This is a genomic window from Streptomyces sp. NPDC014891 (genome assembly GCF_043081085.1).
GTDB lineage: Bacteria > Actinomycetota > Actinomycetes > Streptomycetales > Streptomycetaceae > Streptomyces.
The window spans coordinates 756,219-781,487 of the sequence record NZ_JBIBWF010000003.1 but is presented as its reverse complement, the minus strand read 5'-3'; the positions used below and the strand labels follow the sequence as shown (position 1 = coordinate 781,487).

24 protein-coding genes are annotated in these 25,269 nt (G+C 74.4%); 9 read left to right on the top strand and 15 right to left on the bottom strand.

Features of this window, described 5'->3' with window-relative positions:
- Positions 1–87 precede the first annotated feature (87 nt).
- Positions 88–1,596, bottom strand: a complete 1,509-nt coding sequence (locus ACF09E_RS11755; protein WP_392204981.1) for a right-handed parallel beta-helix repeat-containing protein — start codon at positions 1,594–1,596, stop codon at positions 88–90.
- Between the two features lie 513 nt (positions 1,597–2,109).
- Between ACF09E_RS11755 and ACF09E_RS11750 the strand changes: the two genes are divergently transcribed.
- Positions 2,110–2,292, top strand: a complete 183-nt coding sequence (locus tag ACF09E_RS11750; protein WP_388806996.1) for a cold-shock protein — start codon at positions 2,110–2,112, stop codon at positions 2,290–2,292.
- Between the two features lie 105 nt (positions 2,293–2,397).
- Here the strand turns inward: ACF09E_RS11750 and ACF09E_RS11745 are convergent, their stop codons facing one another.
- Positions 2,398–3,678, bottom strand: a complete 1,281-nt coding sequence (locus ACF09E_RS11745) for a radical SAM protein (RefSeq protein WP_388807141.1) — start codon at positions 3,676–3,678, stop codon at positions 2,398–2,400.
- A 264-nt stretch (positions 3,679–3,942) separates the two neighbouring features.
- Entirely contained in the window at positions 3,943–4,737 is a 795-nt protein-coding gene (locus ACF09E_RS11740; protein WP_392204980.1) for a DUF4097 family beta strand repeat-containing protein, read from the bottom strand.
- 117 nt (positions 4,738–4,854) lie between these two features.
- Here ACF09E_RS11740 and ACF09E_RS11735 point away from each other — a divergent pair, with 117 nt between their 5' ends.
- On the top strand, positions 4,855–5,739 hold the full coding sequence (locus ACF09E_RS11735) for a helix-turn-helix domain-containing protein (RefSeq protein WP_392204979.1): 885 nt from the start codon (positions 4,855–4,857) through the stop codon (positions 5,737–5,739).
- A 228-nt stretch (positions 5,740–5,967) separates the two neighbouring features.
- Positions 5,968–6,483, top strand: coding sequence for an SRPBCC domain-containing protein (locus tag ACF09E_RS11730; protein ID WP_392204978.1), 516 nt, complete (start codon positions 5,968–5,970; stop codon positions 6,481–6,483).
- Positions 6,484–6,533: 50 nt separating this feature from the next.
- Here ACF09E_RS11730 and ACF09E_RS11725 read toward each other — a convergent pair whose 3' ends face one another.
- Together ACF09E_RS11725 and helR are read right to left on the bottom strand one after the other, a co-directional pair.
- A complete protein-coding gene (locus ACF09E_RS11725; RefSeq protein WP_392204977.1) occupies positions 6,534–6,953 on the bottom strand; it encodes a hypothetical protein in 420 nt (139 codons plus the stop codon).
- A 239-nt stretch (positions 6,954–7,192) separates the two neighbouring features.
- Entirely contained in the window at positions 7,193–9,397 is a 2,205-nt protein-coding gene (gene helR / locus ACF09E_RS11720; RefSeq protein ID WP_392204976.1) for an RNA polymerase recycling motor ATPase HelR, read from the bottom strand.
- A 164-nt stretch (positions 9,398–9,561) separates the two neighbouring features.
- Here helR and ACF09E_RS11715 point away from each other — a divergent pair, with 164 nt between their 5' ends.
- Positions 9,562–10,566, top strand: a complete 1,005-nt coding sequence (locus ACF09E_RS11715) for an NAD(P)/FAD-dependent oxidoreductase (protein ID WP_392204975.1) — start codon at positions 9,562–9,564, stop codon at positions 10,564–10,566.
- 49 nt (positions 10,567–10,615) lie between these two features.
- On the opposite strand, the gene ACF09E_RS11710 is transcribed toward ACF09E_RS11715, so the two are convergent.
- A complete protein-coding gene (locus ACF09E_RS11710) occupies positions 10,616–11,815 on the bottom strand; it encodes a serine hydrolase domain-containing protein (protein ID WP_392204974.1) in 1,200 nt (399 codons plus the stop codon).
- Between the two features lie 374 nt (positions 11,816–12,189).
- Here ACF09E_RS11710 and ACF09E_RS11705 point away from each other — a divergent pair, with 374 nt between their 5' ends.
- Entirely contained in the window at positions 12,190–13,437 is a 1,248-nt protein-coding gene (locus tag ACF09E_RS11705; RefSeq protein ID WP_392204973.1) for a hypothetical protein, read from the top strand.
- Between the two features lie 159 nt (positions 13,438–13,596).
- On the opposite strand, the gene ACF09E_RS11700 is transcribed toward ACF09E_RS11705, so the two are convergent.
- Complete coding sequence (locus ACF09E_RS11700) at positions 13,597–14,808, bottom strand: ABC transporter substrate-binding protein (RefSeq protein WP_392204972.1); 1,212 nt, start codon at positions 14,806–14,808, stop codon at positions 13,597–13,599.
- Between the two features lie 137 nt (positions 14,809–14,945).
- Between ACF09E_RS11700 and ACF09E_RS11695 the strand changes: the two genes are divergently transcribed.
- Entirely contained in the window at positions 14,946–15,281 is a 336-nt protein-coding gene (locus ACF09E_RS11695) for a YnfA family protein (RefSeq protein WP_392204971.1), read from the top strand.
- A gap of 87 nt (positions 15,282–15,368) precedes the next feature.
- Here ACF09E_RS11695 and ACF09E_RS11690 read toward each other — a convergent pair whose 3' ends face one another.
- From ACF09E_RS11690 to ACF09E_RS11675, 4 genes are all read right to left on the bottom strand, one after another.
- Positions 15,369–17,306, bottom strand: coding sequence for an ABC transporter permease (locus ACF09E_RS11690; RefSeq protein ID WP_392204970.1), 1,938 nt, complete (start codon positions 17,304–17,306; stop codon positions 15,369–15,371).
- Positions 17,307–17,497: 191 nt separating this feature from the next.
- On the bottom strand, positions 17,498–17,890 hold the full coding sequence (locus tag ACF09E_RS11685; RefSeq protein ID WP_341624929.1) for a helix-turn-helix transcriptional regulator: 393 nt from the start codon (positions 17,888–17,890) through the stop codon (positions 17,498–17,500).
- Between the two features lie 128 nt (positions 17,891–18,018).
- Positions 18,019–18,720, bottom strand: coding sequence for a hypothetical protein (locus ACF09E_RS11680; RefSeq protein WP_392204969.1), 702 nt, complete (start codon positions 18,718–18,720; stop codon positions 18,019–18,021).
- Positions 18,720–19,064: a PadR family transcriptional regulator gene (locus ACF09E_RS11675; RefSeq protein ID WP_392204968.1), complete on the bottom strand. Its 345-nt coding sequence runs from the start codon at positions 19,062–19,064 to the stop codon at positions 18,720–18,722. Before ACF09E_RS11675 ends, ACF09E_RS11680 begins: the two co-directional genes overlap by 1 nt.
- A gap of 139 nt (positions 19,065–19,203) precedes the next feature.
- Here ACF09E_RS11675 and ACF09E_RS11670 point away from each other — a divergent pair, with 139 nt between their 5' ends.
- Positions 19,204–19,704 carry a hypothetical protein gene (locus tag ACF09E_RS11670; RefSeq protein WP_392204967.1) on the top strand — a complete coding sequence of 167 codons (501 nt, stop codon included), beginning with the start codon at positions 19,204–19,206 and terminating at the stop codon, positions 19,702–19,704.
- A 5-nt stretch (positions 19,705–19,709) separates the two neighbouring features.
- Complete coding sequence (locus ACF09E_RS11665) at positions 19,710–19,985, top strand: hypothetical protein (RefSeq protein ID WP_392204966.1); 276 nt, start codon at positions 19,710–19,712, stop codon at positions 19,983–19,985.
- Positions 19,986–20,195: 210 nt separating this feature from the next.
- Here the strand turns inward: ACF09E_RS11665 and ACF09E_RS11660 are convergent, their stop codons facing one another.
- The gene (locus tag ACF09E_RS11660) at positions 20,196–21,227 is read right to left on the bottom strand and encodes a helix-turn-helix domain-containing protein (protein ID WP_392204965.1); all 1,032 of its coding nucleotides are present in this window, start codon (positions 21,225–21,227) and stop codon (positions 20,196–20,198) included.
- A 131-nt stretch (positions 21,228–21,358) separates the two neighbouring features.
- On the opposite strand from ACF09E_RS11660, the gene ACF09E_RS11655 reads away from it, so the two are divergent.
- Positions 21,359–22,405 carry a saccharopine dehydrogenase family protein gene (locus tag ACF09E_RS11655; protein ID WP_392204964.1) on the top strand — a complete coding sequence of 349 codons (1,047 nt, stop codon included), beginning with the start codon at positions 21,359–21,361 and terminating at the stop codon, positions 22,403–22,405.
- 189 nt (positions 22,406–22,594) lie between these two features.
- Here ACF09E_RS11655 and ACF09E_RS11650 read toward each other — a convergent pair whose 3' ends face one another.
- From ACF09E_RS11650 to ACF09E_RS11640, 3 genes are all read right to left on the bottom strand, one after another.
- Positions 22,595–23,272 carry a TetR/AcrR family transcriptional regulator gene (locus ACF09E_RS11650; RefSeq protein ID WP_392204963.1) on the bottom strand — a complete coding sequence of 226 codons (678 nt, stop codon included), beginning with the start codon at positions 23,270–23,272 and terminating at the stop codon, positions 22,595–22,597.
- 188 nt (positions 23,273–23,460) lie between these two features.
- On the bottom strand, positions 23,461–24,324 hold the full coding sequence (locus ACF09E_RS11645) for a hypothetical protein (protein WP_392204962.1): 864 nt from the start codon (positions 24,322–24,324) through the stop codon (positions 23,461–23,463).
- A gap of 132 nt (positions 24,325–24,456) precedes the next feature.
- On the bottom strand, positions 24,457–25,260 hold the full coding sequence (locus ACF09E_RS11640) for a class I SAM-dependent methyltransferase (RefSeq protein WP_392205027.1): 804 nt from the start codon (positions 25,258–25,260) through the stop codon (positions 24,457–24,459).
- Positions 25,261–25,269: the final 9 nt, after the last annotated feature.

The following is a 25,269-nucleotide window of genomic DNA, read 5'->3' as shown; positions in this document are numbered from 1 at the left end:
CCCCGACCGGGTCCTCAAGGGAGCGACGGCGCGCCGTGGCACCTTTCCCCTCCCTCCTCGTCCGAACGCGAGGAGGGAACGAGGCCGCTACAGGCCGGGCCCGTTGTAGGCGCCCCGGTGCGGCTTGGCGGTCGTGGACACCGGGTTGCCCCAGTAGTCGAGGCCCCCGCTGCCGCTGATCACGGAGCCGTTGCCCAGCGCCGGCGAGGTCGCGCGGAGCCGGTAGCCGTCGGCGGACGCGAGCGAGTCGCCGCCCGTCCCCGGGTTCACGAAGCGCGGGTCGCCCACGATGCCGTTGGCGGTCGGCCGGGGCACGCCCTGGAAGACGTTCCAGAGCCAGGAGATCCCCGCGGCGGTCGGCAGGCGCGAATCGGCGGTGCCGACCCAGATGTTGTTCTCGACGACGCTCTCGTCGGGCAGGGTGATGCTGAATTTCCGGTCCGTGCAGTAGAGGACGTTGTTGTACAGGTGCAGGGCCGACCGGCCCGCGCTGACGCTGCTCATCCGGCAGTCGTTCTCGGAGACGTTGTAGCGGACGACCTGCCGGGCGCCGCCGATGGTGCCGCAGCCGTCGCAGTCGAGGAAGAAGCCGCCGATGTTGTCGCGGCTGAAGTTGTACTGGATCAGGCAGGTGCCCGTGTTGCCCCAGTCGCAGTCGAAGGCCTGGCTGTCGGCCACGGACATCCGGGTGATGCCGTACACGGCGTTCTTCTGGATGGTCGGGTTGTGGTCGCCGAGCACCCAGATCCCGGCGAAGTTGCCGCCGGAGAAGGGGTAGACGCCGTTCCCCACGCCGGAGGCGGTGTTGTACTGGATCATCGGGGAGTCGGCGTAGCTGGCGATGATGCCGTCGCCCCCGACGTCCTTGACGACGTTGTGCTCGATCAGGACCCCCGAACCCTTGACCGCCATGGCGCCGACCCGGATCTTGAGGCCGCCCCCGCCGGTGTCGGTGATCCGGTTGTCGTGGACGTGCACGTCGTGGAGGGTCGAGCCGCCGCCGCTCGCCCCCGTGACGATGCCGGCGGACTGGACGTAGTCCTCGGTCGTCGGACTGTTCTTGTTCGTCTGCCCGGCGACGCGGTCGACGAGCACGTGGCCGATGTCGAAGCCGCGGTGCGCCCGGCCGTCGGTCGCGGAGATCCGGATCCCCGTGCGGCGCGCGAGGGAGGCGGCCGGGTTGGTGATGTGGAGGTCGCTGATCCGCCAGTGGTCCTGGTCGGTCAGGGAGACGGCGTCCGGAGCGCCGCCGCCGTCGATGACGGGGAGGGCGCCGGTGCCGTACCGCGTGAGCGTGATGGGAGCGCCCGCGGTGCCGCTGCCCTTGGGCGCGAGGGACCCGGTGCAGGTGGTGCCGGACGCGAAGGCGAGGGTGTCGCCGGCCGTGTACGTCCTCCCGTTGGCCTGGGCGATGCTGTTCAGCGGCGCGGCCTGGCTGCCGTCGCCCGCTGCCGTGCGCGAGCAGTCCACGTACGTGGTGCCCCCGGCGGCCGAGGCGGGCGCGGTGGGGAGGGCGACGCTGCCGGTGAGGGCGAGGACGACGGCGAGCAGCGCGCCGACGGCCGCACGCCGCCCCGGAATTGCCTCCATGGTCATGACGCGACACCTTTCTCGAGGTCTGGTGCCGCCAGAAGCTAGGTGCGGCCGATGACCGAGTCAATGAAGAAGTGTCGAATGATCGAATATCGATCGGGGAGCGGTTGATTGGTCGACTTCTGTCGACGACCTCCCCGCGATCGGCCTGGAACCGGCCCTCGGTGCAGCAACGGCAACGGCAACGGCAACGGTGATGGTGGCGGGGGCCGTCTGCCCGGGCGGCGGGGCCTGGCGGGGGACGGAGTGAGGCCCGGTGCCGGACACGGGGGATCGCCGGCACCGGGCCTCTGTTGAATATTCTACGAGACGTGGAGGAGTGGTCTGCACCACCTGTCCTCTGCCCGGGCCGGCGTCCGGACCCGCCACCGACCGGCCCGCCACCACGGGCGAACGTCGGGCGTACGGGGTAGAAGTCGTCTGAGGCGCGGATGCGGCCGGGCGGGGCCCCCGCCCCTCGCCCGCCTCCGCCGTGGCGACGAGGAGGTGGCCGTGGAAGGCAGGAGCAAAGGGTTCGTGCATTCCTTCAACCGTGCCGGCGGGTACGGTTTCGTCGTCCCGCTGAACTCCGAGGAGCAGGTCTGGTTCAGTGCCGAGGACATCGAGGGCGAGGTCCGCACCCTCTCCGAGGGCCAGCAGGTCTCCTTCGTCCTGGTCCTCGGAGACGGCCGCTTCGAGGCGAAGGAGCTGCGGATCTGACGGCGGCGCCCTTGACGTCGGTCCGGACGGCTGCCCACGACGACGGCGCTCGCGGGGGCCGCGCGCACATCGCCGCGCACGCCCCCGTCCGGCCCCCGCGCGCCGCTACTCGCCCGGAGCCGGAGGCAGCGCGTCCATGAACGAGCTCACCGAGAACACCGCGCGCCCCGGCCCGGCCGGGCCGTACCCGGGCGGAGCGGTCAGGCCGTACTCCTCCAGCGTCGCCGTGTACGCCTCCAGGAGCCGCAGGTGGTACTCCAGCGGCGCCCCGTCCGGGTTCTCGCGGCCCAGCGGGGTCGTGGGCTCCGGGCACCAGGTGGTGAACCGGGGGGTGATCCCGCGCGACATGAAGAACCGCAGGCCCTCCCGGGTGGAGGCGATCGCCTCGTCCACCGTGAGGAAACCGGAGGGGCGGGCCATCTCGACGCCGGCGACGAAGTTGGGGATGACGTTGCGCGGCCCGAAGACCTCGGCGGAGTCCAGGATCCGGCGGTGCCACTCGTCCCGGCCGATGTAGCGCTCCTTGCCGGGGCAGTACAGCTCGAACAGCCGGCGGTCCCACACCTCGTAGTTCGGGTGGTAGATCCGGATGCCGTAGTCGTGGAAGCGCTGCACGTCCTCCTTCGGCAGGGCCTGCGCGACGACCTTGCCGATCCAGCGACCGGGGAAGCGCTCCTCGATCGCCCGCGCGTACTGCCCGTAGAAGTCCGCCTCGTCCTTCCCGCCCACCTGGGACGTGACGGCGCCGCCGGTGAGGGTGTAGGCGGTCGAGGTGCGGGCCGTGTCGTGGCGGTCGATGATCTCCAGGGCCTCCAGGACCTCGTCGACCGGCTTCACCCCGGTGTACGGGCGGCCCGCCGCCTTGTGCTGCCGCCAGTTGTGGTTGATGTCGCAGTACTGGCACTCCTCCTTGGCGCCGAAGTACTGGCAGACGCGGAAGACCGTCAGGTAGATCAGGTAGCCCCACTGGATGGTGGGCGCGACCTCCATCACCGACTTCCCGTTCGTCAGCGGGTGCCGGTAGTACTCCGGCATCGGCGGCAGCCCGACGTCGGCGATCCTGACCCCGTCGAGGAACAGCGCGAGCGCCCCGTCGGCGTCCGGCGCCACCCGGTAGGGCGACGACGGGTTGACCCGTACGGACACGACCGTGCGGCGGAGCCCGTACGGTCCGCCCGTGAGCACGATCTCCTCCGGCGGCCGGTTCAGCGCCGCCTCCCCGAGCTCCGGCAGCGTCCGGTGGTCGAAGGAGAAGATGAAGTACGACTTCGGCTTCACCTCGCCCCCTTCGTTCCCGGACAGCGCGGACGGGTCGAAGGCGAGCCCGCCGCGCAGCAGGTCCTCCTTGAACACGGCCTCCGCCGGAACTCCGGGGAAGCGCTCCATCAGGGACTCGACGACGGCGGTACGGGTCGGGGCGGCGCTGGACAAGGCGGATCTCCAGGTGAGAGACGACGGAGCCGACACACCTCACGCTACGCGCGCCCGCCCCGGCCGTGTCGACCGGGACCCGCCGGGCCCCCGGTTCCCTTCCGGAAGGCGTCGCGCCCGTCCCGGTGCGGGAGGAGGGTCGACGACCCGGTCGGGGGAACGCCGACGGGCGGCGTCCTCCGGCCGGACCGGAGGACGCCGCCCGCGGGGCGGACCGCATCAGAGGCTTCGGGCGGTGATGTCGCCGTACGAGGTGGTGGCGTGGACGGTCAGTCCGGCCGGACCGGCGTTCTGGAGCGCGTTGTGCACGCGGCCGTAGCTCGTACCGGCGTCCAGGACGGCGGAGACGCCGCGGGCGGCGCCGACCGTGATGTCACCGGCGGCCGTGCGCAGGACGACCGTGCCGCCCTTCGCCTCGGCGATCCGGAGGTCGCCCTTCTGGGTGCTGATCTCGGCCGAGCCGCCGAGACGGCCGACCGTGATGTCGCCGGCGAGCAGGCTGAGCCGGGCGCTCGCGGCCTCGTCGAGCTTGACCGGGCCCTGCGCACCCTCGAAGACCACGTCGCCGAGTCGCCCGACGCCCCGGAGCTCGGCGGCGGCCGTCCTGGCCTCGACGCGGGAGCCGGCCGGGAGCTGGACGGTGACCTCGACGGAGCCGGAGTCGCCCAGGATCCGGTTCCTGGCGGGGGCGGCGGCGATCCGCAGGACGCCGTCGGCGAACTCGACCGAGACCTGGTCGACCGCCTTCACGTCGGCGCCCTTGGCGGGGTTCGCGGGGCGGACGTCGACGGTGGCGTCGGCGCGGTCGGCGGCGATCAGCTGGATGCGGCCTGCGGGGATGTCGAGGACGGCGGTGACGGCGGCGGTGGTGGCGAACGTCTGCATGGTGCTTCTCCTTCGGTCCGGTGCGCCGCCCTGGTGGCGACTCGTTGTTTCCGATGAGTGAAAAGCTACGTTGCGTTCACGATGCTGGCAACAGGCTCGTTGCGTATGAGTAGGAAAGAGGCAGGTCATGGTGAGTATTTCATTGCAATGGAGCCGTGCTTAACGCAACATGGGTGGCTCTGCTCGTTGCAATGGACTGCGAGTGAACGCTAGGGTGGGGCTCCCAGATCCATCGAAGGAGGCCCGATGCCGGGAGGCAGGCTCACCCAGCAGGAACGTCAGCAGATCGCGCTGGGACTGGCCGACGGCCTCGCCTACGCCGAGATCGCCCGGCGCCTCGACCGCCCCACGTCGACGGTCACCCGAGAGGTCATGCGGAACGGCGGCCCCACCGGCTACCGCTCCGACCTCGCCCACCGGGCCACCGGGCACCGGGCGCGGCGCAAGCAGGCCGTCCCGCGCGATCCGCGGGCACCCGTCACGGCGCACGGCCGCGACGCCGAGGCCGTGCACGCGTACGAGGAGGTCTTCACGACCGTCCTCATACAGTCGGGGACGCCCAGGATGATGGCCCGGGTGATGGCCTGCCTCTGCCTCACCGACTCCGGCAGCCTCACCGCCGCCGAGCTCGCTCAGCACCTCCAGGTCAGCCCGGCGTCCGTTTCCAAGGCGATCGCCTTCCTCGACGGCCAGGGGCTCGTCCGCCGTGAGCGCGACGAGCGGCGCCGCGAGCGCTACGTCGTCGACGACGACGTCTGGTACCGGTCGATGATGGCGAGCGCCCGCGCCACCCTCCACATCGTCGAGACCGCACGTCAGGGCGTCGGCGTCCTCGGCTCCGGCACACCGGCCGGCGACCGCCTCGAAGGGATCGCCCGCTTCCTCGAGTTCGTCTCCGAGAGCACCGCACGCGCCGCGGAGCAGGCCCGCGCGATCCTCTCGACGAGATCCGAGGGCGCGACCACCGCGGACGCGAGCGCCGAGGGCGCGACCGTCCCTGAGGCGACCACCTCGGGTGCGGCCACCTCGGGTACGGCCGTCCCGGAGGCGGCCGCCCCGGGCGTGACCGATTCGGATGCGACCGCCCCGGATGCCGACCCGCCCGCGGCGACGGGCGCCGGGGCGGTCTGAGCACGGCGGAAGCGGCGACGGCGGAAGCGGCGGACGGCGGCCCGCGCCGTCCGCCGCTCCCGGCCGGAGGCCGCCCGGGGTGCCGCGGGTCCCCTCCGGCGGCCGCCCGACGTGCCGCGGGCCCCCGGTCTGGCTACGCTGCGCAAGGAGGGCGCGAAGCGGTTCCGCCCGGGCGACCGGGGGAGCCCCGCCCGCTCGCCGCAGAGGCCGCACGAAGCGAGGAGCCCGATGACGATCCCCGCGACCCCCATGGACACCGTCACCCTGGAGCGGCACATCGCCGCCGGCCCCGAGACCGTCTTCGGCCTCTTCGTCGACCGGGCGAAGTGGCTGTCGTGGATGGGGGTCGACGGGACGTTCGACTTCGGGCCGGGAGGGTCCTACCGCACCCGGGTCACCGGGGAGGACGTCGCCGCCGGCCGCTTCATCACCGTCGACCCGCCCCGGCGGATCGTGTTCAGCTGGGGCTGGGAGACGGGTGCCATGCCTGCCCCGCCGAGCTCCGAACCCGTCCCGCCGGGCACCAGCACCGTCGAGATCACCCTCGAACCCGCCCCGGAGGGCACCCTCCTCCACCTCATCCACAGCGGCCTGCCCTCCTCGGAGGCCTGCGAGGCCCACGCGGAGGGCTGGCAGCACTACGTCGACCGGCTCGCGATCCGGGCCGAGGGCGGTGACCCGGGCCCGGACGCCTGGGCGCGGGGTGAGCCGGGGAACGGCCCCCGCGCCCCACAGGACTGCTGAACCTCCGCCCCCCGGCGAGACCACCGCCGGTCCGGCGCGTGCCGTGCCGGTCAGGCGCTCACCGGCAGCGCGGCCCGGCCCTGGGCCGCGGCGCCGAGCTCGCGGACCTCGTGGAGACCGAGTCGCAGATACGCGGCGAGGTCCGCCCGCGGCGCCTTGCGGACGAGCTGGCGGATCGCCTGCATGGCCTCCCAGGCCGAGGTGTGCGCCAGGGAAGCGCCCCAGGCGTCGCCGAGAGCGTCCGACAGATATGCGCTGAAACCGAGCTGAAGGGCCCCGGCCCTGCGCCGCTCCTCCTCGTCCGCGTCCAGAGCCCGTACGAAGAATCGTTCCGCCTCCTCATGGGGAAGAGCGGCGCGGATGATGCGCAGATACGGCGCCACCAGCGACGCGACCTCGGGGCACTCCCCGCCGGGAACGACCTGGTCGTCGGGAACGGGAGCGGCGACGTGTGAACGAGTCTCAGTCATGCACCTATCGATACGTCATCTCATCTCAGGAACGTCCGTGGCGCGCCCACGCGCGACACCGGTTCGCCCCACGGAGGCAGGCCCGCCACGGAGGCAGACCCGCCACGGCGCGGCGCCTGCCGGGGTCCGGCATCCGCCCCGGCACGGCGCCTTCCCGCCCCGGCACCAGCCCCGCCCCGGTGCCCGACCGGGCCGGGCCGGGCAGGACCGGGCCCGGCCGACCGTCGGCGCGCCCGCCGTCAGGCGCTCGTCAGCACCACGAGCTGCCGGGTCGCGCGGGTCATCGCCACATAGCGGTCGACCGCCCCCGCGATCCCCGTGCCGTACGCCTCCGGGTCGACGAGGACCACCAGGTCGAACTCCAGGCCCTTCGACAGGCTCGGCGTGAGCGACCGGACGCGCGGCCTCGGCCGGAACCGGGGAGCGCCGATGACGCACGCGGTCCCGTCATCGTGGGCGTCGAGCCACTCGTCGACGACCGACTCCAGCTCCGCCACCGTGCCGTGGACGACGGGGACGCCGCTGCTGCGGACCGAGGTCGGCACGTTCGCGTCCGGCAGGGCCGCCCTGATCGCCGGCTCGGCCTCCGCCATGACCTCCTCCGGCGTCCGGTAGTTGATGCTCAGCGACGCCACGGTGATCCGGTCGAGCCCGACCCGCTCGAGACGCTCCTGCCACGACTCCGTGAAGCCCTCCCGCGCCTGGGCGCGGTCCCCGACGACGGTGAAGCTGCGGGACGGGCAGCGGAGCAGCAGCATCTGCCACTCGGCGTCCGTCAGTTCCTGCGCCTCGTCCACCACGATGTGCGCGAACGGACCGGCGAGCAGGTCCGGTTCCGTGCCGGGCAGCGCGGCCTCGTCGACCAGGCTGTCCTTCAGGTCCTGCCCGCGCAGCATCGTCACCGCGCCCTCCCCGTCGACGTCCGCCGCGAGGACGTCGGCGATGACGTCGGCCATCCGCGCGCGCTCCGCCTCCACGGTGGCCCGGCGGCGCCGCTCGCGCCGTGCCGCCTGCGGGTCGCCGAGCCGGTGCCGCGCCGCGTCCAGGAGGGGCAGGTCGGACACCGTCCAGGCCTGCGCGTCCGCCCGGCGCAGCGCCCGGACCTCCTCGGCGTCGAGCCACGGCGCGCACTTCCGCAGATAGGCGGGGACCGACCACAGGTCGCCGACCAGATCGGCCGCCTCGATCAGCGGCCACGCGCCGTGCAGCGCCCCGGCCACCTCCTCGTCCTGCCGCAGAGCCCGCCGGAACGCGTCCTCCGGCACGTCGTCGCCGAGCTTGCCCAGGAGGATCGAGCCGAGCTCCTCCCAGATCTGCTCGCGCGCCTCGTTGTGCGGGGTCCCCGCCTCCGGCGCGTCGAACGCCTCGGCCCAGTCGCCCGCGGTCAGCCGGACGTCGGCCCAGTCGGTCGAGACCGTCATCCCGTGGGCGGGCGGCTCCTCGTAGAAGCGCACGGCCGCCTCGATCGCCCGCACCATGCCGACGGACGACTTCAGCCGGGCCGCCTCGGGATCGCGCTCGGCCGCGGCCGTGGCGCCCTCGGCGACGAGGTCCCGCACGGTGCAGGTCTGCACGCCCTCCTCGCCGAGGCTGGGGAGCACATCGGAGACGTACGCCAGGTACGGCTGGTGGGGGCCCACGAAGAGAACGCCGCCGCGGCGGTGCCCGAGGCGCGGGTCGGCGTACAGCAGGTGCGCGGAACGGTGCAGCGCGACGACGGTCTTCCCCGTGCCCGGGCCGCCGTCGACGACCAGGGTGCCGCGCGACCCCGCGCGGATGACGGCGTCCTGGTCGGCCTGGATGGTGGAGAGCACGTCGCGCATGCGGGGCGAACGGCTGCCGCCCAGACCGGCGATGAACGCCGACTGGTCGTCGAGCGCCGCGTGCCCCTCCAGACCGTCGGCGGTGAACACCTCGTCCCAGTAGTCGCCGATCCGGCCGTCGTGCCAGCGGTACCTGCGGCGGCTCGCCAGCCCCATCGGTGCGGCGTGGGTGGCCGCGAAGAACGGCTCGGCCGCGGGCGAGCGCCAGTCGACGAGGAGACGCCGGCCGGAGCCGTCGGTGAGGCCGAGACGCCCGATGTACACGGGCTCCGCCGCACCGGCGCCGTCCGCGCCCGAGGGGCCGGCGGGGTCCGCCGCGCCGACGATCCGCCCGAGGCACAGGTCGAGACCGAAGCGGCGCAGGGTGCGCAGGCGGCCCGTCAGCCGGTGGACCTCCGCGTCGCGGTCCATCGCCTCCCGGCCCACCCCGCCCGGCGCCCTGCGTACGGCGTCGAGCCGGTCGGAGAGTTCGGCGACGGTCTCGTCGAGGCACCGCGCCACGGCAGCGAAGTGCGCCTCGTCGCCGGCGATGAGCGCCGGGTCGGTCTTGGCGGAGAGGCGGTCGGGAAGGCCGAAGGCACTGGCGCCGCGGGACTGGTCCACCGACGAAAGCACACGCACGAGGTGAGTCTCATTTCTGCAGGTCCGTGACTGAGGAGTGCGATTGTGCGGTACGGCGGGGGCCTTGCCGCAAGCCCCCCTCTGCGCTATAAGTTGTAAGTGGCGAGAGGTGGGTTCCCCCTCTTGCCCTTCTTCTTTCGCCCCTCCGCCGGTGGAATGGGGCCATGGCAGACACGGTTTCCCGCACCCGCCCCGCCGCGCGTCCCCGTCCTCCCGGCGCCGAGGAGGCCGCGACCGACCTGATCGTCGTCGGCGGCGGTCCGGCCGGCTGCGCCGCCGTCCGCACGGCGGCGGGCGTGGGCCTGCGCACGATCCTGATCGAGCCCGACGCGCTCTGCGGCACCCTGCACCGGATCCCCGCCCTGGACAACGTCCTCGGCGGCTGGACCGGCGGACCGGAGTTCGCCGCCTCCGTCGCCGCGGAGATCGCGGGGACGCGGCTCTGCCGCCTCGAACTGGGCAGCCGCGTCACGGAGGTCGACGCCGACGACGACCGCGTCACCGTGACCGTCGCTCCCGCGTCCGCGGCACCCGAACCGCCCGGAGCGCCGGCCCCGCGCCGGGAGCCCGGCGGGCGGACGTTCACGGCTCCGTACGCCGTCATCGCGACCGGTGTCGTCCCTCTCGGGCCCGGTGACGTCCCCTGGATCACCACCTCGGCCGGCCCGCCGCCGCCCCCGCTGCGGGGGGCCGACGCGACGGCCCGCACGATCCTCGTCCTGGGCGGCGACCGGCCCGTCGGCACCTTCCTCCGCGCCCACCCGGCCACCCGGACCCGCCTCCTCGTCGCGTACCCGCCGCCGGACGCGTACAAGACCGACGAGGTCCGCGACGATCCGCGCGTCACGCTCCTCCCCGTCGAGCACGTCACGCTGACCCGGAACGGCCCGGACGGGGTGACGGCGGAGCTGACGTGCCGCGGCGGGGAACGCCGCACGGTCACGGCGGACGCCGTCCGCACCAGCATCGGGAGCGCGCCCCGGCCCCCCGCCGGAGCGCTCCTCCGGGCCGCGGACGGATACTGCCCGCCGGCCGACCAGCACCCCCGCGTGCTCGTGGCCGGAGACCTGCGCGCCGCCCGCTACCAGCGGATCATGACCGCCATGGGATCCGGCGGCGAGGCGGCGCTGCAGGCGTACTACGCCTCGCTCGCCCCGCCCTCCCGGTGACGCCCCGCTCGCCCCGCCTCACCCGCGGCGCGGGGCGGGCGGGCCGTTCCTAGCGCGGGGAGACCGAGCCGTCGTAGACGTGGTCCGGCGTGATCACCGAGGTGATCGCGCGGGCGAGCAGGGTGGACGGCTCCTGGCCCCCCACCTGGGAGTCGGTGGTGAGCATCAGCACCATGGTCGCCTTCTCCGAGGGCAGGTACACCGTCACGGTCTCGTAGCCGGGAATGGATCCGTTGTGCCCGATCCAGCCGTTGGCGTCGAAGATCCCGAGGCCGTAGCTCAGGCCGGGGAAGCCGGTGGGCCGCATCGTGAGGCGCTGCGCCTGCGTGCCGGGGCTCAGCAGTTCGCCGGTGGCCAGGACCGGGGCCCAGCGCCGCAGGTCGTGCAGGTCGGAGATCATCGCGCCGGCCGCCCACGCCCAGCTGGGGTTCCAGTCGGTGGCGTCCGCGGTCTCGCCGTCGAGCGTCTGGTCGGTGTAGCCGCGGGCGTGCGGCTCGGGGAACTCGGCGCCCTCGGGGAGGAGCGTGTGCCGCAGGCGCGCCGGGCGGAGCACCCGCCGCTCGATGACGTCGGCGAGCCGCTGACCGGTCACCTTCTCGATCACGAGGCCGAGGAGGACCAGGTTGGTGTTGGAGTACTGGAACTGCGCGCCGGGCTCGAAGGTGTTCTTGTGCTTGAAGCCGTACGCGAGCGACTCCTGCGGAGTGAACGAGCGCTGCGGGTCGCTCAGCAGGTCGTGGGCGAAGTCCGCGTCCGCGGTGTACGGGAAGAGACCGCTGCGCATCCCCGCCAGCTGGCGCAGCGTGATCCGGCGGCCGTCGGGAACGCCCCGGACGTACCGGGCGATGGGGTCGTCGAGACCGACGCGGCCCTCGTCGACGAGCTGGAGCAGCGCGGTGACCGTGAAGGTCTTCGTCTCGCTGCCGATCCGCACGAAGGAGTCGGCGAACATCGGCCGGCCGGTGGCCTTGTCGGCGACCCCCGCGGCGTGGACGTAACTCCCCTTGCCCGGCATCCAGACGCCGACCACGACACCGGGGATGCCGGCCTGCTCGCGGACCTCCGCGATCGTCCGGTCCAGCCGGGCGGTCAGCTCGGGCCCCAGCCCGCCGGGCGGGCAGTCCTCGCCGTGCCGGTCGGCGACGGCCGCGGCGGCGACGGTCGTGGCGGGAGCCGCCGCCACCGGGGCGAGCACGGAGGCCACGAGGACCGTCGCGGCGAACAATCGGCGAAAGGGGGGACGGGCCATCTCGGCGGACCTCTTCCAGGGGCGTGGTCAGGGACGGCCACATCACCACCGCCGCCCCGGCACGGCGGGCGCCCGCCCGCCCGCCGCCCGCCGAGTCCACTCGTTCGGCGCCACAGGGGTCACCGGGGCGGCCCTGGGGCGCCCGGGACCACGCCGACCGGGCACCGGCCCGGGCGCCCCGCGCACCCGTCCGCGCCCGCGCGCCCCGGGGGATCCGCGCCCGTGTCACCCCGCCCGCACCGCCCCGGGGAGACGCGGGTGCGGCCCGGCGCGGACGCCCCGGCCCGCCCGGCACCGGGCGAACTCCCCGACAGGCCCGGATTCTCGGGGAATTCCGCCCCGGGGACGGGCCCGGGCCTGGCACGCTTGCCGACGTGAGTTACGTCGTAACAGTGGAAGCGCGCCTGCCCGACGACGCCGACGAGTTGGACGCGCTGCAGCAGGTCGGCGCTTCCGCGCTCCTGGAACAGGGCTTCGACGCGGTGGAGGGGATCGAGGGCCCCGACGGGATCGAGGTCGACGTCCTGGAGGCCCTCGTCGCCGTCCACCCGCGAGGGGCGGTCGTCAAGGTGTTCGTCCACGCCCCGACGCTGGAGACCGCGGAGGACGCGGTGGGCTCCGTCGCCGCGGAGGTCCTCGAACGCTCCGAACTCCTCGCCGACTGGCTGGTGGAGAGCAGCGAGGTGCGGCTCCCTCTCGACCTGACCCGGGAGAGCCTGGAGGCCGCCGACGGCCCGGACGCACCGCCCAGCGACCTGCGGGTCCGCCGCGCCCGGCACACGGCCGGGGCGGACCCCGCCGGCTCCGCCCCCTCCCTCGACCTCACGGGCCCGGGCACCGACCCCGCCACGGGGGCGGACGGCGACGACGACGACCGGGACCGGGCCGATCTGGACGCCCAGCTCCGCGCCCTGGCGCCGCGCCTGGCGTCCTTCGGGGCCCGCTCCTTCGGCGAACCCGGCTCCGCGGAACGGGAGATCCCGGCACCCGGTTCCGGTGAGCGGGAGGTCCCGGCCCCCGGCTCCGCGGATCGGGCCGGGCTCCCGGCCGGCGGGCGGAGGGCCGGATTCGGCTCGCCGGCCGCCGAACTGGCGGCCGGAGCACTGGTGTACGCCTCCGAGGTCCTCATAGACGAGCTCTACGACGACGTCCGGACCCTCGCCGACGAGGAGACCACCGTCGCGGAGTGCCGGGCCGAACTGTGGCACCTCGCCCGCCTGCCGTCGCGCTTCGGCCTGGCGTACGACGAACTCTTCGCGCGCCGCTTCCTCGTCACCGCCATAGCCCTCACCACCCGCTTCACCGACGGGAGTTTCCGCCGGCTCGGCTGCCTCGCGGAGGAGCTCGCCCTGAACCTCCTCCTCCAGCAGGCGCGTTCCACCCTCGACCTCTACGGGCTCCTCGGAGAGGAGGTGGCGGAGTCCCTGGACCGCTTCGCCCACGAGGTCTCCGAGGACATGGACCTCGCGTCCCTCTACGACGAGGAGGAGGACGGTGCCGACGGGTACCCCGCCGCCACCGCGTCGGTGATCGGCACGTGGTTCACCCCGTTCGACGCCGAGCGGTACGTACACCCGTACGCCGTCGACGAGGAGGCCGGCCGGGCGGACTCCCACGACTGACACCCTCCTCGGCGCCTGGCTCCGGATCCAGCTCCTGTTCGTCGCGTCCGTCGCCGCCCTCGTGGGTTTCAGCCTGCTCCTGGTCTTCGTCCTGGACCGCCCCTTCGCCGGGGAGCTCAGCGTGAGCCCGGCGTCGTACAAGGAGGGGGCCCTGGAGCGCTACTGGTAGCCGCCGGCGTGGCCGCCAGCGGCTCCACCGGTCTCCTCGGCTCCGTCGGTTCCTCCGGTGTGCAGGACGCGGAAGCGTCCGGGCGCCGCCGGGTCCCGGTCGACGACCTGGACGGGCGGCCACGCCCACTGCCGGACGCCGATGCCCGGGACGCGGGAGAAGCGGATCCGTCCGCGGGTGCCCTCGGTGTCGACGGACGGCCAGGAGCGTGCGACGGCGTCCCGGTCCGTGCCGTGCGCGCGCAGCACGTCGGCGAGGACGGCGACGCTGTCGTAGCCCTCGAAGGAGACGAAGGAGGGATCCTCGCCCAGCCGTTCGCGCAGGTCCGCCGCAACGCGGGTGCCGAGTGGGCCGAGTCGCCCGGGCAGGTAGCGGAGGAAGGGGACGGCGGCGCCGTCGTCCCCGAGGAGAGCCGCCCAGCCCGCGAACTCCGGCTGGCCGGCGGGCGCGCCGACCAGCACTCCGGCGAGGCGCCGGTCGCGGCGGACGGCCCGGACGAGCGGCACGGCCGGCTCCGGGTGCCCGACCAGCAGGAGCAGCGCGGTGGCGCCGTCGTCCGCGAGGGCGTCGCAGACCGCCGCGGGCGGGAGCGCCCCCGCGTCGAGCCGGACGACGGTGCCGCCGCGCGCGGCGAGGTGGTCCCGCAGGATGCCCGTCCCGGCCGCCCAGTAGACGCTGTCCTGGGCGGCGACGGCGACCCGGCGGTGCCCGGCGGCCAGCAGGAAGTCCCCGTAGATCCGCCAGCCGTGGGACTGCGCCGGGGCGAGACGGGCGACCGCGTCCGTCGGCCCGTCGGTCAGCGCGTCGAGGACGGCCGACGAGCAGAGGAACGGCAGGCCGAGCGCGTCGGCCCGCGCGGCGGCGGAGCGGGCGACGACGCTGTGGTACTCCCCGGTCAGGGCGGCCACCCCGAGGGCGGACAGCTCCTCCACGGCGGCCTCGGCCCGCCGCGGATCGGCGGCCGTGTCCCGGACGACGAGTTCGAGCGGCCGGCCGACGCCCGACCCGGACGTGTCTGTCCCTCCGGGCCCGTCGGTGCGGATCCCGCCGGTGTCGTTGACGTCGCGTACCGCCAGTTCGAGACCGGCGAGCAGGTGCCGCCCCGCCTCGACCCAGCCGGGCAGGGACAGCGGGACGAGAGCGCCGATCCGTACGGGCGGGGGGCCGTTCTGCGCCGCACCGGGCGCCGGGGATGCCGTCATGGCGGCCATTGCACCCAGCCGCGCGGCGGGGGAGCAAGCGAATATGCGAGCCGGGGCGGATCAGGGCGCGAGGCCTGCGGGTGTCGCCCGTCGGCGTCGAGAGGGGCCCGCGGGGGTCGCCGGTAGGGTGACCGATCATGACCGTCGCTCGTTCCCTCGCCCTGTTCGTGGTCGCCGCCCTCTTCGAGATCGGCGGTGCGTGGCTCGTCTGGCAGGGCATCCGCGAGCACAAGGGGTGGATCTGGATCGGCGCCGGTGTCGTGGCCCTCGGCCTGTACGGCGTGGTGGCGACGCTCCAGTCCGACGCCGACTTCGGGCGGGTGCTCGCCGCGTACGGCGGGATCTTCGTGGCCGGGTCGATCGCCTGGGCGATGGTCGCGGACGGCTACCGACCGGACCGCTACGACGTCGTCGGCGCCCTGGTCTGCCTCGCCGGGATGGCCGTCATCATGTACGCGCCGCGCGGCAACTGACCGCCCACCGGCGCCCGTAGGACGAGAGGCGGGCCGCCCCGGTCGCGGCGGCGGGCGGAGGGTCGCCCCCGGTCGCCGCCGCCCCGGTCACAGCGGCACGATCGTCGCCTCGGTCGCCTTCACGCTCGTCCAGACGGACACTCCCTCGGCGAGGCCGAGTTCGGCGGCCGCCTGCGGCGTGATCTCGGCGACGAGGTCGGGGGCCCGGTCGGACGCCACCAGGACCCGGAGCCGGCTGCCGCTCGCGACGATCTCGCGCACGGAGCCCGGCCAGACGTTGCGGGGGCTGCCCGCCGGCTTCTCGCGGTGCACGGACACCGCCTCGGGCGCGACGATCGCCAGCGCGGGGGTGCCCGGCGGCGGCGGGTCGGTCGCGACCAGGGCGCCGCCGCCCTCCAGCGCGAGTCCCTCCGGGGTGGCCGTGCCGGGCCACGCGTTGCGGCCGAGCATGCGGGCGACCCACGGGGACCGGGGATGCCGGGTGACCTCGGCGGGCGCCGCGTCCTGGAGGGCCCTGCCCTCGTCCAGGACCAGGACGCGGTCGGCGAGCGAGACCGCCTCGACCGGGTCGTGGGTGACGATCAGGCAGACGCCGCCGAACTCGCCGAGATGGGTGCGCAGGGTGTGCCGTACATGGGCGCGGGTGGTCTGGTCGAGCGCGGCGAGCGGCTCGTCGAGCACGAGCAGCCGGGGCCTGGCGGCTAGCGCCCGGGCCAGGGCGACGCGCTGGGCCTGCCCGCCGGAGAGCTGGGTGGGGCGGCGGTGGGCGAGGGGACCGACCCCGAGCCGATCGAGCCAGATCCGGGCCGAGCGCCGGGCCTCGGCCCGCGGGACGCCCTGGGCGCGGAGCCCGTACGCCGTGTTGGCGAGGGCGCTCAGGTGCGGGAACAGCGCGCCGTCCTGCGGGACCCAGGCCACGTGCCGGCGGTGCGGGGGCAGGGCGGTGACGTCCTCGTCGCCGAGCCGCAGGTCGGCGTGGGCCCGGGGGGTGAGGCCGAGGAGGGCGCGGAGCAGGGTGGTCTTGCCGGCGCCGTTCGGGCCGACGACCGCGATGGTGGTGCCCGGGTCGGCGTCCAGCGTGAGCCGGGTGAAGCCGGTGACCTCGGCGTGCAGCGCCCAGCGTTCGGCCTCCGCGGCGGCGGGCGCCGGCGGGTCCTGCGGTACCGGCACCGCGGCCGGTTCCTCGGGGCCGGCCTCCGGGGCGGGGCGGGGGCGGCGGTCCGAGGGGGTCCCGGTCCAGCGGCCGCGGAGCGCGATCAGCACCCCCATGGCGATGGCGAGGAGCAGGAGCGAGACGGAGGTGGCCGCCTCGGGCTCCTCCTGGAGCAGGAGGTAGACCTGGAGCGGCAGCGTCTGCGTCGTCCCGGGCAGGTTCCCGGCGAAGGTGATCGTGGCGCCGAACTCGCCCAGCGCCCGCGCCCAGGTGAGGGCAGCGCCGGCGACCAGGCCGGGCGCGACCATCGGCAGCGTCACGGTGAAGAAGACCCGTACGGGGGAGGCGCCGAGGGAGGCCGCGGTCTCCTCGTACCGCGGCCGCAGTCCGCCGAGGGCGCCCTCCAGGCTGATGACGAGGAACGGCATCGCGACGAAGGTGGCCGCGACGACGGCCCCCGAGGTGTGGAACGGGAGGGTGATCCCGAAGGTGCGGTCGAGCCACGGCCCGAGGAGCCCGCGCCGGCCGAAGGCGAGCAGCAGGGCCACACCGCCGACCGTCGGCGGCAGGACCATCGGCAGCAGGACGAGGGAGCGCACGAGGGCCTTGCCGGGGAACGGCACGCGGGCCAGCAGCCAGGCGAGCGGCACCCCGAGGAGCAGGGAGAGCCCCAGCGCCCAGAACGACACGAGCAGGGAGAGCTTGAGCGCCTGCACGGTGCCGGGGGAGCGCAGGTGGTCGACGAGCTCGCTCCACTCCGTCCGGACGAGGATGCCGAGCAGCGGCAGGGTCAGGAACGCCACGGCCAGGAGCGCGGGCACCGCCAGCGCGAGGGGCGGCCGGGTGCCGGACGCTCGTGCGGCTCGTTTCATCGATGACACCCCGCGGAGAAGAGGAAGAAGGGGCCGCCCGTCCCCCCGGATCGGGCGGCCCCGGTGATCTGTGGGACCGGCAGCGGTGGTCTGGGCGGGGCCGGCCGTGGTCTGGGCGGGGCCGGCCGTGGTGAGGCGGTACGGCGCCGCAGGGCGCCGGCCGGTGCGCTCGGCCGCGGGTCGGCCCGGGATCAGGTGCGGTCGATGTGCACGCTGGTCGACTTCACGCGGGCGGTGGCCTGCATGCCGACCTCGAGTCCCAGCTCCTCCACGGCCTCACGGGTGAGGAGGGAGACCAGGCGGTGCGGCCCGGCCTGGATGGTGACCTGGGCCGCGATGTCGCCGAGCTTGATGCCGGTGACGATCCCCGGGAACGCGTTGCGCGCCGAGGTGTACGACGGGTCGTCGTCGTCATCGCCCTGCGCGATCTCCACGGAGAACTCCGCGAGCGACTTCCCGTCGATCACGCGGCGGCCGCTCTCGTCGCGGTGGGTCGCCACCCTGCCCGCGTCCGCCCAGCGTCGCGCGGTGTCCGGGCTGACGCCCAGCAGACGGGCGGCCTGCCCGATGGTGTAGGACTGCATGTGCGACACCGTAGGTCGTGCCTCTTCTCATCTGCAACAACGTCGTCGGTCCCTCCATCGTGAATGCGAGGCGCCTTGGAGGATGCGACGACGGCGCGTGAGCGCGCACCGGGCCCGGCGCCCGTCCCCTAGGCGCCGGGGAGCCGGGCGCAGGTGCGGCAGGCGCGGGCCGAGGCGGCCACCCTGGCGTGGAGGGCGATGACGGTCGCGCCCGCGGCGACGCACAGCGGCCAGCTCGCGGCGAGGGCCGAGGCGAAGGCCAGGGTGAGGGCGCTGACGGCGAGGGCCGCCGCGGTGGCGGTGCCGGTCCAGGCCACCACCAGGGGGAGCCGGTCCGGGGCGGGGAGCCGGCGGGCGAGCGCGCCGGTCGCGAGGAGCGCCGCCGCGCCCACCAGCGCGGCCGCCGCCGCGAGGCCGCTGAGATGGGCGACCAGCACCTCGACGGCGCCCGGGGGCCGGTGACCGGACGAGCCGTTCCAGGCGCTCACCAGGTACCAGCAGCCGAGCAGCAGCGGGGCGACCAGCAGCACCGTGCGGGCGGTGTGACGGGCCTGCGCGACGGTCAGCTCCTGCTGGAAGCCCGGAGCGAGCTCGGCCACGCTGCCGAACTCGCGCACCGCCTGGCGCGCGGCGCGCTCACCGGCCTCCCGCGGCCCCTCCGCCCGACCGTGAGGGCGCTCCTCCGACAGGTCCCGCGCGGCGTCGACGAGGCCCTCGCGCAACTCGTGCAGCAGACGCGACTTGACCCGGGCGGGCCCGTGCAGCGCCGCCGCGAGCGCGGCGACGTGGGCCTCGATGGGATCGGCCGCGAGGGTGGTCGGCGGCGTCATCAGGCGTGCTGCGGGCCGGTGCCGGGGGCCGGATCCAGGACGGCGCCGATGGCGGTCGTGAACTCCTGCCACACCGAGCGCTCCTCGGCGAGACTGCGGCGACCGGCGTCGGTCAGCTCGTAACAACGACGCCGCCGCTCACCGTCGGCCTCCCAGACACTCCGCAGCAGCCCGAGCCGTTCCAACTTGTTGAGGGCGGGATAGATGGTGCCCTTGCGCAGTTCGAGAACCCCGTTGCTGCGCTCCTGAACCGCGGTGATCACCGCGTACCCGTGCAGCGGCCCGGATTCGAGCACGGACAACAGAAGCCCGTCGAGGTGTCCGCGTACCGCACTCGCCTTCATGGTCAGGCAGCCTACCCAAGCGCGACCCTGCCGTGCTACTTATAGGTCGACAGCCAACCTATTGGCTGGCGATCCATGCCGGGACGGCCTTCGACATCGTCCGGGTGCGGGGTGCCGGCCGGTCGAGAAGGGCACCCCGGTGACCAAGTTCCTGCTCTCCGTGCACGTCCTGGCCGCGATCCTGGCGATCGGGCCGATCACGGTCGCGGCCTCGATGTTCCCCCGCTTCGTCCGGACGCCCGACGCCGACGGCGACGGTCCGCCGGGGCAGAACCTCCGTACCGCCGGACTCCTGCACCGGGTCTGCCGCGGGTACACCGTCCTCGGCGTCGCCGTTCCGGTCTTCGGCGTCGCCACCGGCGCCCGGCTCGGGGTCCTCACCGACGCGTGGCTGCTCGTCTCGATCGCCCTCACCGCCGCCGCCGCGGCCCTGCTCCTCCTCGTGATCCTGCCGGGCCAGCAGCGCCTGCTCCCCGCGGCCGCGGGGGAGGCCGACAGCGTGGCCGGCGGTCCCGGTGCCGCGGAGGCCCGGCGGGCCGGCGCCGCGCGGCTCGCGATGGTCACCGGGATCTTCAACCTGCTGTGGGCGGTCGTCGTCGTGCTGATGATCGTGCGCCCCGGCTCCACGACGGGAGCCTGAGCGCCGTGCCGACCCTGCCGACGCTCCGCCTGGCCGCCGCCGTCGAGGCGTTCTCCCTGGCGCTGCTCCTGGGCAACCTCCTCACCGTGCACGCCGGGTGGGTCACCTCGCTGGGCGGCCCGACGCACGGCACGGCCTACCTGGTCACCGTCCTCGCCGTTCGGCTCACCCCGGGCCCCGCCGCCCGGCGGGCCCGACCGCTCGCCCTCGTCCCCGGCATCGGCGGGCTGCTCGCCCTGCGCCGCCTCCGCGCGGGACGGCCCCCGGTGCCGACCGGGTGAGCCCCGGTCCGCGACCGCCCGAACGGGGCCGTGACACCCTCATCGGCGCGGTGACGCACTAGTTCAGCGGGCCCACCGCGAGACCGCCGACCCCTGGTTCGGATTCGGCAACGAAGCTGATACCAGGCAACAGTGACGACCCGTCAAGGCCTGGCTCATCGTCTCGGCGTGGTGAGCGGCATGACGGCCGGCCACGGCGCCAGGTCGCGATCAGTCGCGCGGGCCGGGGTGCCCCTCCCGTACGAGGAAGGGGGCGTGCCCCGGGGCCGTGACGGCGCCTCCCGGCCCCCCGAGCGCGTCCCGGGCGCGGGTGCGGAAGGTGCGGCGGTAGGTGTCCGGCGGGACGCCGACCGTCCGGGCGAAGTGGCGGCGCAGGGTGGTGGCGGTGCCCATGCCCGTCGCCGTCGCGATCGTGTCGACGGTGTCGTCGGTGGTCTCCAGCAACTCCTGCGCGTACCTGATGCGTTGGGTCAGCAGCCACTGCAACGGCGTGGTGCCGGTGACCGCCCTGAAATGGCGCCCCAGATGCCGCGAGCTCATCCCGGCCCGACGGGCGAGGTCCTCCACGGTGAGCGGCCGGTCCAGCCGCTCCAGCACCCACGGGAACAGCGCGGCCAGCGGATGGTTGCCCGGAGCGGGTACGGGCGTGGTCACGAACTGGGCCTGGCCGCCGTCCCGGTGCGGAGGCACGACCAGGCGCCGGGCGACGGTGTTGGCGACCGCCGCACCGTGGTCGAGGCGCACCAGGTGCAGACAGAGGTCCATGGCGGCCGCCTTGCCCGCGGAGGTGAGGATGCTGCCGCCGTCCACGTAGAGGACGTCGGGATCCACCGTGATCCGGGGATGGCGCCCGGTCAGCACGTCGGTGTGTGCCCAGTGCGTGGTCGCGCGCCGTCCGTCCAGGAGGCCGGCGGCGGCGAGTACGAAGGCGCCCGTGCACAGGGAGGCCACCCGCGCCCCGGCCTCGTGGGCCGCCCGCACGGCGTCGACCAGCTCGGCCGGCGGGTCCCGGTCGACGTCGGCCCAGCCGGGGACGATCACCGTGTCGGCCCGTACGAGGTGGTCGAGTCCCCGGTCGGGCTCCAGCAGGAAGCGGCCGACCCGGACGGGACCCGGACCGCACAGGGCGAAGTCGTACCAGGGGTCGACGAGATGGGTCAGGTCCGAGCCGAAGACCTCGACCGCCAGGGACAGTTCGAAGTGCAGCATGCCGTCGGTGAGGGCCAGCGCCACGGTGGTCACGTCCGGAAGTGTACGGGTCGCGTCGTTCCGGACACTCGTGCGGGCGGATCCGGCGCGCCAGGATCGTTCCGACGGAGCGCGGCACCCCACCCGGGGCCGCGGCGGAGCACTCGGCGTGGAGGAGCGGTCTCATGGGATCGGGTCGGCAGGTGGCGGTCTTCGGTGCGTACGGACACACCGGCAGGTTCGTGGTGGCGGAGCTGGTGGAGCGGGGCTTCGTCCCCGTGCTGTCCGGCCGCGACGCCGGCAGGCTCGCGGACCTGGCGGACGGGACCGGTCTGGAGGTCCGGCCGGCGACGGTGGACGACCCGGACGCGCTGGACCGCGCGCTGGCCGGCACGGCGGCCGTCGTCAACTGCGCCGGGCCCTTCGCCTCGACGACCGCCCCCGTGATCGAGGCCGCCCTGCGGGCCGGGATCCCGTACCTCGACGTGGCCGCCGAACTGGAGGCCAACATCGACACCTTCGCCCACTTCGCCGACCGGGCGCGGGAGGCGGGCGCCGTCGTCGTCCCCGCGATGGCCTTCTTCGGCGGCCTCGGCGACCTGCTCGCCACCGCCGCCATGGGCGACTGGAAGGAGGCCGACGAGGTGCACATCGCGTACGGCCTGAGCAGCTGGCACCCCACCGCGGGGACGCGGCTGTCGGGGGCCGTCTCCCGGGAGCGGCGCGGCGAGGGGCGTCTGCGCTACACCGGCGGTCGGTGGGAGCACCGCATCGACGCCCCGCCCACCCTGACCTGGGACTTCCCGCAGCCGCTGGGTCCCCGGCCGGTGATCGGGGAGTTCACGATGGCCGACGTGGTGACCGTCCCCCGTCATCTGTCCGTCCCGGAGGTCACGACCTACATGACGGCCGAAGCCGTCCGGGACATCGCGGACCCCGGCACCCCCGCGCCGACCGCCGCCGACGGCAGCGGACGGTCCGACCAGACCTTCCTCGTCGACGCGGTGGTGCGGCGCGGCGGTGTCGAACGGCGGGCGGTGGCCCACGGCCAGGACATCTACGCCGTCACCGCCCCCCTGGTCGTCGAAGCCCTCGTCCGCGTCCTCGCCGGCCGCACCCGTACCACCGGTGTCGCCGCCGCGGGCGAGATCTTCGACGCCCCCGACTTCCTCCGAGCCCTCGCGCCGCACGTCACCCTCCTGTCGCACGTCACCCTCGCGCCCCACCCGTAGCTCCGGGCTCCGGGCCTTCGTGGGGCGGCCGGCCCCGGGCACGCGCGTCACCGTCCTGATCCCCGGGGCCGAGCCCGGGCACCGGTGGCTGCGGCTGCCGCAGAGCCAGTGGGGCGCGGTCCTCGCCCACGCCGTCCGCCGCGACACCGACGCGGTCGTCCGCAGGCCGAGGTGCCGGCTCGGAACCCCTCAGGCCGTCGCGGCCAGCCGGGCCTCGAATCCGTCCAGGATCGTGTCGAGGCCGAACTCGAAGGTGCGGTCGGGGGCCGCGGTGTACTCGGCGGCGGCGCTGCCGTCGATGCGCTCGCGCAGGCGGGGGAAGGCCATGGCCACCTCGGTCGCGGCCGCCATGGTGTCCGCCAGCTCCTTCTCCGGGTCGCCGCTGCGGCTCAGCCGCCGGGTCAGCGAGACCCGGGCGGCGGCGCCGAGGGCGCTGCCGAGGACGTACACGAAGACGGTGGCGGCGGCCCGGTCGGCGTCCGCGGGGGCGAAGCCGGCCCGCTCGTACAGGGCGAGCGTGTGGTCGTCGAGGCGGGACTTCCCGTGCCCGTACAGCAGGTGGCTGCCGAAGGCCTGGCCGAGCCACGGGTGCCGCGTCAGCACGGTGTGCATGCTGCCGGCCAGGGCGGCGGCGGCCGGCCGCCACTCCGTCGCGTCGAGGTCGGGCAGCGCCACCTCGCCCCACACCGTGTCCCCGGCCAGCCGGACCAGCTCGTCCTTGGTCTTGATGTGCCAGTAGACGGCGGTGGCGGCCGTCCCGAGGCGCGCACCCAGGCTGCGCATGTTGAGACCGTCGAGCCCCTCGTCGTCGAGGAGCTCGATCGCCGCGCGGACGATCTGGTCGGGGGTGAGGGTGTTCCTGGCCATGCCGGGGACCCTACGTGAACTCCGTACGGGAACGGAGCGCAGGTGACGGGGAGCCCGGGGTCACGCGGCCTCCCGGGCGGAGCCGGAGGCGGCGAGCGTGCGGGCGACGTCCGACGGCGTGCCGCCGAGTCCGTCGCGGACGTGGCTGACGGTGTTGACGACGACGGTCGAACCTGGCGGCAGGCGCCTCAGTGGTGCGCGTGGTGCCCGTGGTGTTCGCCGTGCGGGGCCGCGGTCTCGGTGGTGTGCACGGTGAACGCGGCGGTGCGGACGACGCCGTCGTGCTGGAAGTCCAGGAAGAGCCGGTAGGCGCCGGCCGTGGGCGCGACCGCGAGGAAGCGGATCGCGGGTCCGGGGGCGGTGGTGCCGTCGCCGGGGTGGCCCTCCGGGTGCACGTGGAGGTAGCCGAGGTCGCCGACGCGCAGGGCCACGAGGTGACCGTAGGCGGCCAGGTACGGCTCCAGATCGGTGACGGGCTCGCCGTTCCGGCTGACGGTGAGGGTCAGCGGGCTCGCCTCGCCGGGCACGAGCGCACCGTCGAGGGCGACGTCGTACGCGCCGATCCGCGCGGTGCGGGCGGCCTCGGGGAGCGGTATCGGGGCGTAGGCTCCGGCGACCGCGACGTCGATGCCCAGGGTCAGGGTCCCGTCGTGGCCGGCCGGGTGGATGTCGGCGAAGAACCGCCAGTCCCCGGGCTCCAGGTCGAGCGCGGTGCTCCAGTCGCCCTTCTCGTCCCGCACCGGATGCACGTGCTGGAACCCCGCGGTGTCGCGTCGGACGGCGATGAAGTGCAGATCCTTCTCGTGCTCGGCGACGAACTCGGTGACCGGCCGCCCGCCGGGACCGAGCACCCGGAACCCGACGCGCTGCCGCGGACCGGCGGCGAGGATCGCGGAGTCGACGTCGAGGGTGTACCCCTCGGCCGACACGGCCAGCCCGCCCGCCTGCCCTCCGCCGTGACCTCGGTGAGCGACGTGGGCGACGTGGGCGCTGTCAGCGCCGTGACCGCCGTGACCGCCGTGGTGGGTGGTGGGGTCGGTGTGGGCGCTCATGACATGTCTCCCCGCTGTGATCTGCCGCGGCGCCGCTCGCTGCGGACGATGATCATAACCTTATACCCCCTGGGGGTATCTGTGACAGGGGGAGATCCCTGGGCGGGGCGTCGCCTTCGCGGGAATGTCGAACTACCGGCGCTGTGCGGTGACGAGGTAGTAGTCGAGGATCTGCTGCTCATAGGCCTTCAGGAAGTTGCGTGCCCAGGAGTCAGGGGCGGTCAGTCGGGACAGCCATGCGTCCCACCCCGCCCATACCTGAGGACCCAGCGACTCGACCCGCACATCGGAGAGTCCGGAAGCCGTGAGTGCGTCCGTGAGGGCTCCTACGGGACGTGCGATGTCCAGGCCGTTCTCGAAGGTGTCCAACAATCGCGAAAGGGCTGCGCCCTGACTGGCCGCGTCGACCCCGGCCGTGAAGAAGCTGGCGACGGCGACCCGTCCACGCGGACGCAACACGCGAGCCGTCTCGGCTGCGAAGGCCCCCAGGTCGGGGAAGTGCTGGGCGGCCTCCACGCTCACGACCACGTCGAACTCGGAGTCTGCGAAGGGCATGAGCTCCGCCGCACCCTGGACGAAGCTCAGGCGTGCCGGAACCTGCTCCAAGAGGGCGGCGTGCGCCTCCTGGGCCCGGCTCAGCTGAGCTGAGTGGATGTCCATACCCGTGACGTCTGCGGGACCCCGCTCGTCCAGGGCCAGTGCGCAGCCCATGCCGAGCCCGCACCCCACTTCCAGGAGACGCATCTGGTCCATCGGTGCCGCGGCGTCCCATACGCGCCGGTAGAGGTCCTGCTGGCTGCGGATCCGATCCGCCACGCTGAGCGGGGCGTTCAGGTCGATGCCGCGCCAGTATCCGAAGTTGATGAACCCACCGGCGAAGATCGGCTCCCCGCTCAGATTCGCAGGGCCGTACGTCTCCTGCACCGCGGGACGCATCACGGGGAA